Source organism: Cedecea neteri (genome assembly GCF_000758325.1).
Taxonomy (GTDB): domain Bacteria; phylum Pseudomonadota; class Gammaproteobacteria; order Enterobacterales; family Enterobacteriaceae; genus Cedecea; species Cedecea neteri_B.
Genome location: NZ_CP009459.1, coordinates 963,570 through 979,998 on the forward strand (window position 1 = coordinate 963,570; position 16,429 = coordinate 979,998).

Genomic DNA, 16,429 nt, shown 5'->3' on the forward strand with positions numbered 1-16,429 from the left:
GACTACTATTCGATCCCTGACAAGATTCAGGATCGGAAACGGAGCGCTGTTTCAGCCCCCGAAACAGCATGACATCGACTGACCATTATCAAGGAGCGACAAATGGCGACGCATTTTGCAAGATGGGCTCTGAATCCTCCCAACCTCACTTCACCCCGACTGAACGACGAAATTCTTAACGCCGCCAGCCTGATGCCAGAACATCGCCGCACGCGCTATCTCGCGTCGCGTACGCTGGTCGCAGAGATGATGTTTATGCTGTACGGCACCCAACGCCTGCCGCAAATTATTACCTCTACCGCAGGCCGCCCACGCTTTGCCGACGCCGAACTGCCGGATTTCAGCATCGCCTATGCCGGTAACATGGTGGGCGTGCTGCTGGCGACCGAAGGGCGCTGCGGGCTGGACATGGAGCTCCGCCGCAGTTTCCAGGCCCCGTCCCCGGTAGTGCCGCCATCTCAGACCAGCAGCAGCGAAATTACCTGGATCAACAACCAAAACGATCCCAACGAAGCCAGAACCCAGCTGCATACGCTGCGCCGTAGCGTCCTGAAACTGACGGACAATCCCCAGACCAGCCTTAGCGCACTACAATTATTGCCAGGTTCTGGTCGTCTGCGCGTCATAAACGAGCCTCATATTGAAGCTATTAGCGATGCGGAAGATATCCTCATCTGGGGCTGTGCCGTGGCGCCGGGCGTGGAGCGCCTGAAGCTGTGGGAGTTCGACGGCCAACAGGGCTGGAACGCCCTGCCGGATGCCGAAGCTCGCAGCCGAAGCGCTCAGGCGCGCATCATTCGCCTGACGGGTATATCATCAGAGGCAGCAACGCCACATAACACATTTTCCCGAACGTCCTGACACATAAAGGAGTACCAATGTCTGATTCGTTGAAGATAGTGACTTTACTGGGGAGCCTGCGTAAGGGTTCATTTAACGCGATGGTCGCCCGTACGCTGCCGAACATCGCCCCGGCAGGCATGCAGATAGACGCCCTGCCTTCCATCGGCGATATCCCGCTGTACGATGCCGACATCCAGCAGGAAGACGGTTTTCCGCAGAGCGTGGAAGCCATTGCCGAGCAAATCCACCAGGCGGATGGCGTGGTAATTGTGACCCCTGAATACAACTATTCCGTGCCGGGTGGCCTGAAAAACGCCATCGACTGGCTTTCCCGGCTGCCTGAGCAGCCGCTCGCGGGCAAGCCAGTGCTGATTCAAACCAGCTCCATGGGCGCTATTGGCGGCGCGCGCTGCCAGTATCACCTGCGCCAGATCCTCGTTTTCCTGGATGCGATGGTGATGAACAAGCCTGAGTTTATGGGCGGCGTGATTCAGAACAAAGTTGATCCGCAGAGCGGCGAAGTGGTGGATCAAAGCACGCTTGACCATCTGACCGGGCAGCTAACCGCCTTTGGCGATTACATCAAGCGCGTCAAAGCCTGATTCCAGGCCAAAAAAACGCCAGTCACATGACTGGCGTTGTTATTTTTAGCGTCTGGCTTAGTCTACAAATACGATTTTCAGCACAAACAGTAGCGCCACGATGATCACGCACGGGCTCAGCTCGCGCCAGCGGCCAGTCCCCAGCTTCATCACACAGTAGGAAATAAAGCCCAGCGCGATGCCTTCGGTAATGGAGAAGCTGAACGGCATCATCACGGCGGTAACAAACGCCGGTACCGCTTCGGTCAGGTCATCCCATTTCACGCGAGCCAGGCTGGAAGTCATCAGCACACCAACGTAAATCAGTGCGCCTGCGGCCGCGTATGCAGGCACCATGCCCGCCAGCGGTGACAGGAAGATAACCAGCAGGAACAGCAGGCCAACCACAATCGCGGTCAGGCCGGTGCGGCCCCCGACGGAAACGCCGGATGAGCTTTCGATGTAAGCGGTAACGGAAGAGGTGCCGAAGAATGAGCCGGTCACGGAAGAGATACTGTCCACGAACAGCGCCTGCTTCATGCGCGGGAACTTGCCCTTCTCGTCGGTTAACCCGGCTTTGTCCGTGACGCCAATCAGGGTGCCGGAGGAGTCAAACAGGTTCACCAGCATGAAGGAGAAGATGACGCCTGCAAGGCCCAGATTCAGCGACCCGGCTAAATCCACCTGTCCGACAACGCTGCTCACGCTCGGCGGCGCAGACACGATGCCGTGATACTGCACGTCGCCCAGCAGCCAGCCCAGCAGCGTGGTCACCACGATAGAAACCAGCACCGCCGCGTGAATATTACGGGAAGCGAGAATCGCAATGATAAAGAAGCCCAGCGCCCCCAGCAGCACGCTGTGGGAAGTCAGGTTACCTATGCTGACCAGCGTCTCTTTATTGGCCACGATGATCCCGGCATTTTTCAGCCCCATCATGCCGATAAACAGGCCGATACCGCTGGTGATGCCAACGCGCAGGCCAAGCGGGATATTCGCGATCATCCAGTAGCGAACGCGGAAAATGGTCAGCAGCAGCAGACCTACGGCGCCCCAGAAAATCGCGCCCATGCCGACTTGCCAGGACAGGCCCATCGCGCCAACAACCACGAAAGCGAAGAAGGCATTCAGGCCCATCGCCGGTGCCAGCGCCACTGGCAGGTTGGCAAAAATCCCCATCAGGATGCTGCCAAAGGCGGCTATCAGGCAGGTGGTGACGAATACCGCCTGGGTATCCATCCCGGCTGCGCCGAGGATTTGTGGGTTAACAAAAACGATGTACACCATCGTCAGGAAGGTGGTGAACCCGGCGATCACCTCGGTGCGGGCGTTAGTACCGTGTTCGCGTAATTTGAACGCGCGTTCGAGCAGCCCCGGGGTTGTTTCCGGAGTGGACTGTGGTTGGCTCATTATCGGTTTCCGAACTAAAAGAGGAAAAAATACGCCGCTATCCTATACCAAAATTGGCAGGGGATAACGCAAATCATCCACTTTTTTCGCTGAAATTACCGCAACGGGATCGATTGCGTTGCGCAAAAAGCATAGAGTAAACGTTAAACCTGAGAGAAAGGAAATGGCATGTCCCGGATAGAAGCGGTGTTTTTTGACTGCGATGGAACGCTGGTCGACAGCGAGGTCATCTGCTCCAAAGCCTACGTACATATGTTTGCGCAATATGGTATTCATCTTGCGCTCGAAGATGTCTTCAAGGCCTTCAAAGGCGTCAAACTCTACGAAATTATCGACACCATCAACGCTGAGTACGGCACCAGCCTGCCCAAGCTCGAGCTGGAAGCGATTTACCGCGCCGAAGTTGCCCGCCTGTTTGACAGCGAACTTCAGGAAATCGCCGGGGCAAACACGCTGCTGGCGCAAATCAACAGGCCAATGTGCGTGGTGTCCAACGGCCCGGTCAGCAAAATGCAGCACTCTCTCGGCAAGACCGGGATGCTCAACTACTTCCCGAATGCCCTGTACAGCGGTTACGACATTCAGCGCTGGAAGCCCGACCCGGCCCTGATGTTCCACGCGGCGGAACAGATGAACATGGACGTAGAGCACTGCATTCTGGTGGATGATTCTATGGCGGGTGCGCAGTCGGGCATTGCGGCAGGCATGGAGGTGTTTTACTTCTGTGCCGATCCGCATAACAAGCCGATAGACCATCCAAAAGTTACGACGTTTACCGATTTGGCCGAGTTACCGGGCTTGTGGAAAGCGCGCGGCTGGGAAATTACGGCGTAGATTTTTTTAATCCCCTCTCCCTTTTAGGGAGAGGGTGAGGGTTAGGGTGAGGGTCACCTGTCGGGAGCGATCAAAAACTAAAGGAACATCCCGCCGGAAACCTCAATCCGCTGCGCGTTCATCCAGCCCGTCTCATCGCTAAGAATCGCCGCAATCGCATCGCCGATATCGTCCGGCTGCCCTACTCGCCCCAATGCGGTTTGTGCCGCAATCGCCTTCGAAACATGCTCGTTGTCACGTACAATACCGCCGCTGAAATCGGTAGCGATAGCGCCCGGCGCAATGATATTCACCGCAATCCCACGCGATCCCAGCTCTTTGGCCTGGTACTTGGTCAGCACTTCCATCGCCCCTTTCATCGTGGCGTAGGCAGCTTTACCCGGCAGCGAGAAGCGGGTCAGCCCGGTGGAGACATTCAGAATGCGGCCGCCGTCTTTAATCACCGGCAGCAGGCGCTGAGTCAGGAAGAAAGGCCCTTTCAGATGGATGTTCATAATTTCATCGAACTGCGCTTCGGTAGTCTCGGCGAATGACGCTTCAAGACCGATCCCCGCGTTGTTCAATAAATAATCAAACGTATCTCGCTGCCAGACACGGTGCAGCGTTTCTTTCACCTGCCCAACAAACCCGGCGAAGGTAGAAGAATCGCCGACGTTGAGCTGAATTGCGGCCGCTTTCACGCCTTTTTGCTCAATTTTGCGCACAACATCTTCGGCTTCCTGACGCTGGCTATTATAGGTCAGCAGAATACCGATTCCGCGTGCGGCCAGCTTCAGCGCTGCGTTTTTACCTAAACCACGGCTGCCGCCGGTCACTAAAGCAATGCGTTGACTCATGATAAACCCCTTATTTGGCTGTCAGGACATTGAGATACAGCTTATTAGCTGATACAAAATCAATAAATACGGCCAGATGCGCCTCACTGTTTCATTAGCAACAACAATGCGGTGATAAGATGGATAAAATACACGCAATGCAGCTTTTCGTGCGGGTTGCGGAGCTGGAGAGCTTTACCCGCGCCGCAGACACGCTTGGGCTGCCGAAGGGCAGCGTTTCTCGCCAGGTCCAGGCGCTGGAAACGTCACTCGGCACACGCCTGTTGCACCGCACCACTCGCCGGGTTCAGCTCACTCAGGACGGCATGGTCTATTACGAACGTTGCCGCGATCTGTTAACTAACCTCGATGAACTCGACGGCCTTTTCCAGACCGATCCCGCCAGCGTCAGCGGGCGCATCAGGGTCGATATGCCCGTTACGCTGGCGCGCGGCTTGATCATTCCGAAACTGCCGGGATTTTTGCAGCAATATCCAGGCATAGAGCTAGAGCTTAGCAGCAGCGACAGAATGGTGGATGTCGTCCGGGAAGGGTTTGACTGCGTGGTGCGCGTGGGTCAACTCAAAGACTCAGGCCTGGTGGCACGGCCGCTGGGGAAATTCACCATGATCAACTGCGCCAGCCCCGACTACCTCAGCCGCTTTGGCTATCCCGAAAGCCTGGACGACCTGGCTTCGCACGCACTGGTGCATTACGCCCAAAATCTCGGCACCCGCCCACAAGGCTTTGAAGTCTGGCTGGATAAAACAACGCAGTGGGTGAAAACCGGTGGCCTGATCACCGTCAACAGCACGGAAACCTACCAGGCCGCCTGTGTCGCCGGGCTGGGGATCATTCAGGTGCCTCGCGTGGGTGTGAAAACCCAGCTCAAAGAGGGCACTCTGGTGGAAATTTTGCCCCAGTACCGCGCCGAGCCGATGCCGATTTCGCTGCTTTATCCGCATCGCCGCAACCTCTCCCGGCGGGTACATTTGTTTATGGAATGGCTCACTGACGTACTCAAAGCCTATGTCGATTAGCGTTATGGCTATAATTTCCTTAAGATCCTGCCACAGCAAAAGGAAAATTGACCCGATGACGACGCCGGATAACCGCGAAAAACGCCCAAGCCACGAGCTCGAGTATGAGCCAGTTGTACCCATCGAAACCCAGCAGGATGAAGCGCAAAGCGAGGCCGCAGAGAATGAACCGCTGGTGAAGCTTAAAACCAGCAACGCCGCGGTGAACAGCACCATATCCGCGGTCAACAAAACGGTCAGGCAGCCGATAATTGCCCACCTGCTTCGCGCCGCAGAACGCTTTAATGACCGGCTTGGGAACCAGTTTGGTGCCGCCATTACCTACTTCTCATTTCTGTCGCTGATCCCCATCATGATGGTGGCCTTCGCGGCAGGCGGCTACGTGCTCGCCTCGCACCCGACGCTGCTTGAAGACATTTTTGCCAAAATCCTTGAGAACGTCAGTGACCCGACGCTTGCCGCCACGCTGAAAAACACCATCAATACCGCGGTTCAGCAGCGCACCACCGTTGGCCTTGTCGGGCTGCTGATTGCGCTTTACTCCGGCATCAACTGGATGGGCAATCTCCGTGAAGCAGTGCGCGCTCAGTCGAGGGATAAGTGGGAACGCAGCCCGCAGGATCAGGAAAAATTCTGGGTAAAATACCTGCGTGATTTTATCTCATTGATTGGCCTGCTGATTGCACTGATCGTCACCCTGTCTATTACCTCGATTTCCGGCTCGGCCCAGACGCTGCTGATCGGCCTGCTGCACCTGGGCGATATTGAATGGCTAAAACCGGTCTGGCATCTGGTCGGCCTGGCCATTTCGATTTTTGCTAACTATCTGCTGTTCTTCTGGATCTTCTGGCGTCTGCCGCGCCACCGCCCGCGCCGTAAAGCGCTGATCCGAGGCACACTGATTGCGGCCATCGGCTTTGAGGTGATTAAAATCATCATGACTTACAGCCTGCCGAAGCTTGTAAGCTCGCCTTCCGGGGCCGCTTTTGGCTCGGTGCTGGGACTGATGGCCTTCTTCTACTTCTTCGCCCGCCTGACGCTGTTCTGCGCGGCCTGGATTGCCACCGCAGAATACAAAGACGACCCGAGGATGCCGGGGAAAACGCATAAATAATCCTGTCATGATTTCCGGTCAGGATAGGTTGCCTGCCGACCACAGGTTAGCAGGCCCACTTGTCCAAACCTCCGACCAGAGAACATGCCATGACAACTGCCTCCGTACCCAAACTCCAGAAAACCGTTATTGATCCCAGCGTTCGCCTGCGCGAAACACACATCGGCGAACAGTGCGAAATACTCGCCAACAGCGTGCTGGAGTACAGCACCCTCGGTGACTTCTCCTACCTCGGGGAACATTGCTGCGTGGCCGACAGCGAGATCGGCAAATTCACTGCCATTGCCAACCATGTCCGACTTGGCGCCCCCAATCACCCGATGGATCGCCCCTCCCAGCACCGCTTTACCTACTGCCCCGAGTACTACGCGACCGACGTCGGGCGGGATACTTCGTTCTTTGCTGATCGCCGCGAAGACCGGGTGATCATTGGCAACGATGTGTGGATTGGCCACGGCGTTATCGTCCTGCCTGGCGTGACGGTCGGCGACGGCGCTGTACTTGCCGCGGGGGCAGTGGTCAGCAAAAATGTGCCGCCATACACCATCGTTGGCGGCGTGCCAGCTAAACCCATTCGCAGCCGTTTCCCGCAGGAGGTGGTTGAAAGCCTGGGGCGCATCGCCTGGTGGGACTGGCCGCTGGAGAAATTAATGGCGCACCTGCCGGAATTTCAGTCCGGGGAGATAGTCCGTTTTTGCGCTCGCTGGGACAAGGCAAGCAACTCAGCAGATAAATCTAACTGGTAACTTTTATTTAACCTAAAACCAGTTTTATTCTCTATTTTGAAAATTTTGTGAAGCATTTCATAGAAGGTTACGGGCAGGCTTAAAAATTATCCACTTAATGCGCGTTTTTTGAGCTATTTCGCCCGGCGCAGCGCGTTGAAATGCTTCTTTTGCTATGCGTAAATGGACTTTCGTTCGCCATAAATAAGAAAAATCTATGCAAGCATCCGTTGCCACAACTCTCGATACCGGGGCTGACGCTACGCCCGTAAACTCACGCGGAAAAGTCGTTGTTGCTTCGCTGGTCGGCACGGCCATCGAATTCTTCGACTTCTACATCTATGCCACCGCGGCGGTGATTGTCTTCCCGCACATCTTCTTCCCGCAGGGTGACCCGACGGCCGCCACGCTACAGTCTCTCGCCACTTTTGCCATCGCCTTTGTGGCTCGCCCGATTGGTTCAGCGCTATTCGGCCACTTCGGTGACCGCGTCGGTCGCAAAGTTACGCTGGTCGCTTCCCTGCTCACTATGGGGATCTCGACCGTCGTCATCGGCCTGCTGCCGGGCTATGCCAGCATTGGTATCTTCGCCCCGCTTCTGCTGGCGCTGGCCCGTTTTGGCCAGGGCCTTGGCCTGGGTGGTGAATGGGGTGGCGCGGCATTGCTGGCCACGGAGAACGCCCCGCCGCGCAAACGCGCACTGTATGGCTCGTTCCCGCAGCTGGGCGCGCCGATTGGCTTCTTCTTCGCCAACGGCACCTTCCTGCTGCTTTCATGGCTGCTGACCGACGAGCAGTTCATGTCCTGGGGCTGGCGCGTGCCGTTCATTCTCTCTGCGGTTCTGGTCATTATCGGGCTTTATGTCCGCGTTTCGCTGCATGAAACGCCGGTATTCGCGAAGATTGCTAAAGCCGGGAAGCAGGTTAAGGTCCCGCTGGGCACGCTGCTGACCAAACATTTGAAGGCGACAATCCTCGGCACCTTCATCATGCTGGCCACCTATACGCTGTTCTATATCATGACGGTCTACTCCATGACCTTCAGCACCGCGCCAGTGCCGGCGGGACTTGGCTTCTCGCGCAACGAAGTGCTGTGGATGCTGATGATGGCGGTGATTGGCTTTGGCGTGATGGTGCCGATTGCGGGTTATCTGGCGGATGCTTTTGGCCGCCGCAAGAGCATGATTGTGATCACCAGCCTGATGATTCTGTTTGCACTGTTCGTCTTCCCGCCGCTGCTGGGTTCCGGGAACCAGGCGTTGGTGATGGCCTACCTGCTGATTGGCCTGAGCCTGATGGGGCTGACTTTTGGCCCAATGGGGGCGCTGCTGCCGGAGATGTTCCCGACGGAAGTCCGCTACACCGGCGCTTCATTCTCTTATAACGTGGCGTCCATTCTTGGCGCGTCTGTCGCGCCGTATATCGCGACCTGGCTGCAGGCTAACTACGGCCTGTTCTATGTCGGTGTGTATCTGGCGGCGATGTCGGCACTGACGCTGATTGCGCTGTTGCTGAGTAAAGAGACCCGCCACCAGTCGCTGTAATTTTTACCCTCACCCTCTCCCTAAAAGGGAGAGGGGAAGAACGGAGAAAGCTGGCTAAAAGAGAGAGGAAATGTCAGTTTTGCCTCCTCTGTTGACCTTTTCCTTTTCCCCCTCGCCCCTCCGGGGTGAGGGGCCGCCTCACTTCTTCATCTGCCCCAGAATCGTCCGGCACTGATTTTCACTGCCTTCAGAAGGCGATATCAGCGCAGCCAGCGCCGCCGCCGGAGTCACCAGCGTGGCAAGTGCGGCAGCCACGGCACCACGAATAATCAATGGCCCTGGCTTCACGCCCGCATCAGGACTCTCGAACGTGCCGCGCACATAGAGCGGAGAACGCAGAGTAATAATGCGAATACCTTTGCTCTCAGGATCGATGGTTAAATCCAGACGTTCGCTTGCAAAGTTGGAGCTCCCGGTAACGTTAATAAGCGCGTTTTCTGTATCGAAGGCGAAAATCCTCGGCGTCGCGATCCCGTTGCGTAAATCCAGATTCGCGGCGGCACAGTTGATCCGCACCTCATCATCGCCAAAAATCTTGCCGACAATGTAGTTGCCCACGTTAAGGCCGACGATTTCCATCAGGTTACGGCTGATGAGCCCGTCATTCATCAACAGCTTCAGGCTGCCGTTGCTGGTGCCCAGCAGCGCGGCGACTGAGTTACCGCGCCCGCTCAGGTTGGCGTCGCCGTTCAACTCGCCCAGCGTTTTCTGCATCGACTCAACCTTCGGCATAAGCTGCTTCAACTGTAGGCGACGTGCCTGAATATCCGCCTTCCCCTGCATCGGCTTTTTGTCACCTTCAAGGTGGATGTTGGCATTGATGGAGCCGCCAGCCATGCCGAATTTCAGCGGCTGAAGGCGCAGGTCAGCGTTATTCAGAATCACGTGGGTGGTGAGGTCGCTCAGCGGCAGTGTGCCGCTGTGTTCAATGCGCTGCCCTTTAAAGCGCACATCGGCGTCCATCACGTTCCATTTGTCCGTTTCAAAGCGATCGTAAGGCAGCACTTTATCGGCGGGCTGCACCGTCCTGTCGCCCCGCTGCTGTCTGGCTTTTTTCGTCTTTTCGGCATCTTTCCCGGAATCAACGCCAATCAGCGGCCCTAAATCGGCCAGCCGCAGCTGTTTAGAGACTAAATCGCCCTCGAGTTTAGGTCGGGGTTTCCCCTGGCTGTAGATCAGGGAACCGTGAATATCACTGTCGCCAATGCGCCCGTTAAAATCCTCATAGCGGAAGACTGAGCCTTTATCCGTGTCGATTTTCGCCAGCAGATGGCCATCCGTTTCAAACGGGGGCGTATCCGGCAGCAGCACGCCGGTCAGCACGTAAAGATTACCGAGGGAATCGCCGGAGAACTTGAGCCTGAGATCGACGCCACCCATTTTCATTGGGTCGTAAACGGTGCCAACGAAGGCCACTCGCGATGTCCCTGAACGCACGTCGGCCTGCACCGGGAATGCGCTATCGCCTTCGCTACGCAGCGCCAGCATACCGCCAATTTTACCGCTGCCCTCCACAGGCTGGCCGTTGTAGCGGCCATTCACTTTCAGGCCGAAAACGTAATCTGCCGCTTTCGCCGCATCTTTGCCCTGTGGCTTCTGGCCGGACACTTCGCTGAAAGGCAGCGGTTTACCTAAAGGATCAACCAGGATCGTCAGCGCCGCCCTGGTCACTCGATCGTCCACGGCGATCCGGCCTTTATCGAATAGGATATTGTCGAGCCGGAAGGACCAGCCGGACGGTTTTTGATTGGGCTCGCTGTCGCCAGCGCTGCCAAGGTTAAAGGTCCAGTTATTGTTTTTTTCCGACAGCCGGATAATACGAACATCCGGCTCAACCAGTCGAAGCCAGGGGATATAAACCGTTTTGGTTAACAGCGAGAGCGGGGCGAGCGTTGCCTCGACACTGGGCAGATGAACCATGGTGACTTCGGGGATATCAGGTGGGTTGCCAAGCAGAATATCTTCGGCATGAACGTGTGGCCACGGCACCCAGCTGCGCCAGCCGGGCTCGTCTTTATTTCGTTCCCAAACCACCCCTAAATCGCCGCGAATAGCAAAGGGGCGGTTCAGCTCTGTCGAGACTTTTTGGTTGATGGTTGGTTTCAGCCGGTTCCAGTCAAACGTGGCGATCGCCACGATCGCTACGACAACCAACAACAAGAAAATCCCGGCGACTGCGCTGCTAATTTTACCCGTTTTTGTCATCCCTCTTACCTCTCCTGATGCCGGTCTGCCTGACTAAAAGATAGTTCAGCGTGACCGAAACGACATCAGGGGAGGCGAATCAGAACGTTTTCCAGGTTTTCGAATGGGACAGGGCGCGACAGGAAATAACCTTGCGCCGCATATGCAGGTGAAGACTGAACATCTCGCCATTCTTCAACCGTTTCAATGCCTTCTACAATCACGCCCTTGCAGTAGCGGTTCATTAATTGCAGCAGCATGGTAAACAAATTACGCCCTTCATCGCTTTTTCGCAGCATGATGAAAAGCTCGCGCGCCACTTTGATATAGTCATAGCGGACTTCGCTCAACGCGGAGAAGTTAGCCAGGCCAGTGCCAAAATCATCAAGCCAGAGCGGGCCAAACTCATGCATACCGGCCAGCGTTGCCGCCTGCGGCAAGTTAATGTGCTCCACAAGTTCAAAACGTACCCACGGCAGTTTGGCGATCAGATCAAGAATCGGTTGATGCTGCTTCATGGCAATCAAAGTGGGGCCATCAACGTTGACCGACGCCAGGATGTCGTGACCGATAAAAGTCTGCTCCCACGCCTCCAGCAGACGCAGTTGCTCTTCCACCACCGAAAGTCGCTGACGGCTGGGGATCGAAGAAAAATAGCGGTCGGGAGGGATGCGCACGTCTGCTTCTGCCGGATGCGTGACAACCGTGAGCAGTTCAACTGCCATCAATTTCCCGTCTGTTCTGTAAATCGGCTGAAAGGTGTAGCGCCGCTGGCATTGCAGCCAAAATCGTCGTTCCTGCAAACTTTCAACGCTCGCCTCAAGCGTATGCAGCCGGTGAGTGATCTGCTTCAACTTCATCTGTACATCCTGTTTGCCCTGATAACTCTACATGGCTCGTCGAAAGGTTATCGGCGTCGGAATAGAGAACTTTATGCTCGCTTTCGCAGCAAAATGCGCCAGAGCGATTTTTGTCACAATCACAATAACCTGGCGTACATCAAATATTTTCAAAACGCTGTTTTAAAATGTTTGACTCACTTTTCACCACGACGGAGAATGCGAAAAACAGCGTTTTTGTTCATTTAACCACCAGGTCTCTTATGCTCACTCAGAAAATTGCCGTGATCGGCGAATGCATGATCGAACTGTCTCAAAGTGGGGCCCAGCTGCAACGCGGCTTCGGGGGCGATACCTTAAATACCTCTGTTTACCTCGCCCGCCAGGTCAGCGAAGGCGCGCTGGAAGTGCATTATGTCACCGCACTCGGCGAGGACAGCTTTAGCCAGCAAATGCTGGACACCTGGCAACGGGAACACCTGCACATGGCATTGATTCAGCGCCTGGAACACCGCCTTCCGGGCCTGTATTACATCGAGACCGATAGCCACGGCGAGCGAACGTTCTACTACTGGCGTAACGAAGCAGCGGCGCGGTTCTGGCTGGAGAGCGAGCGTTCATACGAAATATGTGCGGAGCTGGCCCAGTTTGATTACCTCTACCTGAGCGGCATTAGCCTGGCCATCCTCAATGACGCCAGCCGGGAGAAGCTTTTCGCAATGCTGAAGCAGGCCAGAGCAAACGGCTGCAAAGTCATTTTCGACAATAACTATCGGCCGCGCTTATGGGCCAGCCCGGAAGAGACACAGCGCGTTTACCGGCAAATGCTGGCCTGCACGGATATTGCGTTCCTGACGCTGGACGACGAAGACGCGCTATGGGGCGTAGTCCCGGCAGAGGAAGTGATTCGCCGGACGCATGCTGCTGGCGTAGAAGAAGTGGTTATCAAACGAGGCGCTGAGTCTTGCCTGGTCTCGGTCAGCGGCGAGGATCTACTCGACGTCCCGGCGCTTCGTCTGGCAAAAGAAAAAATCGTGGACACCACCGCGGCAGGAGATTCCTTTAGCGCGGGCTATTTGGCGGTGCGTTTAATCGGGGGTACGGCGGAAGAAGCCGCGAAGCGCGGTCATTTGACGGCAGGCACTGTGATTCAATATCGCGGGGCGATTATTCCGCTGGATGCAATGCCCAAATAAGCTGACTTTCACCCTAACCCTCTCCCTGAAAGGGAGAGGGGACGAAAAGAAAACGTCTCTACGAATTCCCCCTCGTGCTAAAGGAGAGGGAACGAAAAGAAGACGTCTCCACGAATTCCCCCTCTCCCCTGTGGGGAGAGGGTCGGGGTGAGGGGCAGTTCCAGCACTACGAAGCCGGTGGAATATCCGAAACATCCTGCTTAGGATCGTCGGTCGCAGGCGGCACAGCGGCTGGCACCATCACCTTATCCCACGTCTCTTTCAGCTCCTTCATGTTGTACTCAGGCTCGCCTTTGGGCTGCAGCAGCACCATCGACATCTCCTGAGACAGCTGCTGACGCAGATCCTGATTGAGCATCGACACGGTCAGGCTGTCGAGGAAATCCTGCCGCAGCTTCTGGTACTGCTCCGGCGCAATATCAACAACCTGATTTTGCAGGGAACGCAAACGCTGGCTGATCAGCACGTCGGTGTCGGTGCGCGCGTAGGTGGCAAACAGCTTCGTCAGCTCATTCTTTTTCTGCGCTATCAGCGCGTCAAATTCCTCCTGAGACAGGCCCTTATCGCGCACTCGCAGCAGTTCACGCCCTACGCTGGTAAGGCTGGCGTTCAGCTTATCGTTCGGGGATTCAATGTTGATCCCGCACTGAGCGCGCAGATAAAGTACGCGGCAGTCAAAGCTCAGATTGAGGTCTTTAACGCCGTTTTTACTCAGGCTTTGCTGCACATTCCAGAACAGCGCTTCACGAGCCAGATCGGCGCGCCAGTAGCGCAGCAACGCCGCGGATTCACGAATTGGCTGCCAGGTGTTGTCCCACATCAGCGATAACCTGTCCTGGCGCACGCTGTCGGTCATCAGGCTCACCGGCTCAGGGTTAAGCGGGGAAAGCGTCGGCACCGGTGCAGGGGTATCACGCTTACCTTTCAGCTCGCCGAAGGTTTTGTTGATTTGCTCCGCCACGCTGCGGCTGTCCACGTTGCCGACCACAATAAGGGTCATAGCATCCGGGGTGTACCACTTGTCGTAAAACGCTTTCAGCTGCGCGGCATCGACAGGGCGCTTGAGATTCTCAGCGGGATCGTGGCCAAGCAGCGTGGAACCTTTCAGACGGTAGCGCCACCAGCTGTCTTTGGTATTCATCGGCCAGGTCGCAACCATATCCGGCACATGCAGTGCCGCAGTCACGGTTGCCGGCGTCACGTCCAAGGACCCGATATTGGTCGACATAAATGCCAGCGCTTCTTTCAGCAAATCATTGCGGTTGTTAGGCAGGCTTAAGTTAAAAAGCGTGAAATCATAGGAGACGATAGCCGGAGGAAGTGGACGCTCTGGATCGCTGCTTTGGTGCCATAACGAACGCGCCTGGCTCGTCGGCAGACCGCCGGTCTGCGTCAGCAGCATGCGCGGTAAAAAGTGGCTGTAACCGCTTTGCTGGGCGGTTTCGGTGAGCGAACCGTTATTCACCATCAGGCGAATTTCAACGCGATCGCTTGGGCGCTGAGGGGTGGCCAAAACCTGCCACTGGAAGCCGTTAGAGAGCGTTCCCTGTTGCCAGGCCGGGTCCGGCTGGAGCGCTTCTGCCTGCACGTTGCTGGCCGTTGCGGCTAATAGCAACCCGCCAGCTAAAAGTCGAATCTTGGTGCCCTGCATGTGAACCCCTAAAAACAATCCTGGTTAAAATTAGCACATCGGCGCGGCATTCGACGTCCGCAGACCGACATAGGTGACGTTTCACCAATCCGTTTGACCGCATTTCTGCGAAAACGTCACGTAAGAAAGTGAAAAATAGAGAATGTTGAATGTTTAGGAAGGTAATTATGCAGAGTCGCCCACAGCGAGGGCAAGTCGCTGCGGGCAATTGGTCGGATTAGTGAGAGACTTCGGTCACTTTTTTGTCAGATTTTGGATTATCCAGCTGCTGATGAAGTTGCTTTTCGTCCAGCTGTTTTACCCATTTAGCGACAACGACGGTTGCCACGCCGTTACCGACCAGGTTGGTCAGCGCGCGTGCTTCGGACATGAAACGGTCGATACCCAGAATCAGCGCCAGACCCGCAACCGGCAGATGGCCAACCGCAGAGATGGTCGCCGCCAGCACGATAAAGCCGCTTCCCGTCACACCTGCGGCCCCTTTAGAGGAGAGCAACAGCACAACCAGCAGCGTGATCTGGTGGAAGATATCCATGTGGCTGTTGGTCGCCTGGGCGATAAACACTGCCGCCATTGTCAGGTAAATCGAGGTGCCGTCCAGATTGAAGGAGTAACCGGTTGGAATGACCAGGCCCACAACGGATTTACGGCAGCCCAGCTTCTCCATCTTATCAAGCATACGCGGCAGAACAGACTCGGAAGACGATGTCCCCAGCACAATCAGCAGCTCTTCTTTGATATAGCGGATGAACTTGAAGATGCTGAAGCCCGTAGCGCGGGCGATGGAACCCAGGACCAGAATCACAAACAGCAGGCAGGTAATGTAGAAGCAGACGATCAGCTGGCCCAGCTGCACCAGAGAACCTACCCCGTATTTACCGATGGTGAACGCCATGGCCCCAAACGCCCCGATAGGCGCCAGACGCATGATCATGTTGATGATGCCGAAAATCACCTGAGAGAAGCTTTCGATGACGTTAAAGATCATCTGACCTTTGTGGCCCAGGCGATGCAGCGCAAAGCCAAACAGAACGGCAAACAGCAGCACCTGCAGGATGTTACCGCTGGCAAACGCACCAATCACGCTACCAGGGATCACGTCCAGCAAGAAGGCAATAACGCCCTGCTGCTGAGCTTGTTCAGCGTAAACCGCTACCGCTTTGGCATCCAGCGTCGCCGGGTCCACGTTCATGCCGGCGCCCGGCTGCAGTACGTTAACCACAACCAGCCCGATAATCAGCGCAATCGTGCTGACAATTTCAAAATAAAGTAACGCTACCGCGCCGGTACGGCCGACGGCTTTCATGCTTTCCATGCCTGCGATCCCGGTCACCACGGTACAGAAGATGACGGGCGCAATAATCATTTTAATCAGTTTGACGAACGCGTCGCCAAACGGTTTCATTTGGGCACCCAATTCCGGGTAAAAGTGACCCAGCAAAATACCGATGGCAATTGCGGTCAGCACCTGAAAATACAGACTTTTGAAGAGTGAGGTTTTCATTAGAGTATCCTTGGACGGAGAGTAACCGCAGCCCCGGCTCAGGAACCGGTATGACTGCGGCACTCAACATAGCACCCTAAAAAAAACGCAGAAGTGGTGTGGATCGATTTTGGTAGCAGGATTGTTAAAAGCTTGAACTGAACCGATCCA

14 protein-coding genes are annotated in these 16,429 nt (G+C 55.8%); 8 read left to right on the top strand and 6 right to left on the bottom strand.

The annotated features are described in order from the left end of the window. Window positions 1–102 precede the first annotated feature (102 nt). Together LH86_RS04600 and LH86_RS04605 are read left to right on the top strand one after the other, a co-directional pair. Window positions 103–861: a 4'-phosphopantetheinyl transferase family protein gene (locus LH86_RS04600; RefSeq protein WP_039298768.1), complete on the top strand. Its 759-nt coding sequence runs from the start codon at window positions 103–105 to the stop codon at window positions 859–861. 17 nt (window positions 862–878) lie between these two features. Then, window positions 879–1,445, top strand: coding sequence for an NADPH-dependent FMN reductase (locus LH86_RS04605; protein ID WP_039298771.1), 567 nt, complete (start codon window positions 879–881; stop codon window positions 1,443–1,445). A gap of 57 nt (window positions 1,446–1,502) precedes the next feature. On the opposite strand, the gene LH86_RS04610 is transcribed toward LH86_RS04605, so the two are convergent. After that, the gene (locus tag LH86_RS04610) at window positions 1,503–2,834 is read right to left on the bottom strand and encodes an NCS2 family permease (protein WP_039288928.1); all 1,332 of its coding nucleotides are present in this window, start codon (window positions 2,832–2,834) and stop codon (window positions 1,503–1,505) included. Between the two features lie 168 nt (window positions 2,835–3,002). On the opposite strand from LH86_RS04610, the gene yieH reads away from it, so the two are divergent. Beyond that, window positions 3,003–3,668 (top strand): 6-phosphogluconate phosphatase, encoded by a 666-nt coding sequence (yieH, locus tag LH86_RS04615; RefSeq protein ID WP_039298774.1) that lies wholly within the window; start codon window positions 3,003–3,005, stop codon window positions 3,666–3,668. A 77-nt stretch (window positions 3,669–3,745) separates the two neighbouring features. Here the strand turns inward: yieH and LH86_RS04620 are convergent, their stop codons facing one another. Beyond that, window positions 3,746–4,504, bottom strand: a complete 759-nt coding sequence (locus tag LH86_RS04620; protein ID WP_039298778.1) for an SDR family NAD(P)-dependent oxidoreductase — start codon at window positions 4,502–4,504, stop codon at window positions 3,746–3,748. 119 nt (window positions 4,505–4,623) lie between these two features. Here LH86_RS04620 and LH86_RS04625 point away from each other — a divergent pair, with 119 nt between their 5' ends. The 4 genes from LH86_RS04625 (at window position 4,624) to LH86_RS04640 (ending at window position 8,905) form a co-directional block, all read left to right on the top strand. Then, window positions 4,624–5,523 (top strand): LysR family transcriptional regulator, encoded by a 900-nt coding sequence (locus LH86_RS04625; protein ID WP_039298780.1) that lies wholly within the window; start codon window positions 4,624–4,626, stop codon window positions 5,521–5,523. A 55-nt stretch (window positions 5,524–5,578) separates the two neighbouring features. After that, entirely contained in the window at window positions 5,579–6,637 is a 1,059-nt protein-coding gene (yhjD, locus tag LH86_RS04630) for an inner membrane protein YhjD (protein ID WP_039298783.1), read from the top strand. An 89-nt stretch (window positions 6,638–6,726) separates the two neighbouring features. Beyond that, entirely contained in the window at window positions 6,727–7,383 is a 657-nt protein-coding gene (locus LH86_RS04635) for a DapH/DapD/GlmU-related protein (protein ID WP_039298786.1), read from the top strand. Window positions 7,384–7,579: 196 nt separating this feature from the next. Beyond that, window positions 7,580–8,905 (top strand): MFS transporter, encoded by a 1,326-nt coding sequence (locus tag LH86_RS04640; protein ID WP_039288941.1) that lies wholly within the window; start codon window positions 7,580–7,582, stop codon window positions 8,903–8,905. Between the two features lie 138 nt (window positions 8,906–9,043). On the opposite strand, the gene LH86_RS04645 is transcribed toward LH86_RS04640, so the two are convergent. Further along, window positions 9,044–11,110, bottom strand: a complete 2,067-nt coding sequence (locus tag LH86_RS04645) for an AsmA family protein (protein ID WP_039298789.1) — start codon at window positions 11,108–11,110, stop codon at window positions 9,044–9,046. 65 nt (window positions 11,111–11,175) lie between these two features. After that, window positions 11,176–11,949: a cyclic-guanylate-specific phosphodiesterase gene (gene pdeH / locus LH86_RS04650; RefSeq protein ID WP_039298792.1), complete on the bottom strand. Its 774-nt coding sequence runs from the start codon at window positions 11,947–11,949 to the stop codon at window positions 11,176–11,178. A gap of 242 nt (window positions 11,950–12,191) precedes the next feature. Between pdeH and LH86_RS04655 the strand changes: the two genes are divergently transcribed. Continuing rightward, on the top strand, window positions 12,192–13,124 hold the full coding sequence (locus LH86_RS04655) for a sugar kinase (RefSeq protein WP_039305927.1): 933 nt from the start codon (window positions 12,192–12,194) through the stop codon (window positions 13,122–13,124). A 166-nt stretch (window positions 13,125–13,290) separates the two neighbouring features. Here the strand turns inward: LH86_RS04655 and LH86_RS04660 are convergent, their stop codons facing one another. Together LH86_RS04660 and LH86_RS04665 are read right to left on the bottom strand one after the other, a co-directional pair. Continuing rightward, complete coding sequence (locus tag LH86_RS04660) at window positions 13,291–14,775, bottom strand: M16 family metallopeptidase (protein WP_039298796.1); 1,485 nt, start codon at window positions 14,773–14,775, stop codon at window positions 13,291–13,293. 217 nt (window positions 14,776–14,992) lie between these two features. Next, window positions 14,993–16,279, bottom strand: a complete 1,287-nt coding sequence (locus LH86_RS04665; protein ID WP_008460613.1) for a dicarboxylate/amino acid:cation symporter — start codon at window positions 16,277–16,279, stop codon at window positions 14,993–14,995. Window positions 16,280–16,429: the final 150 nt, after the last annotated feature.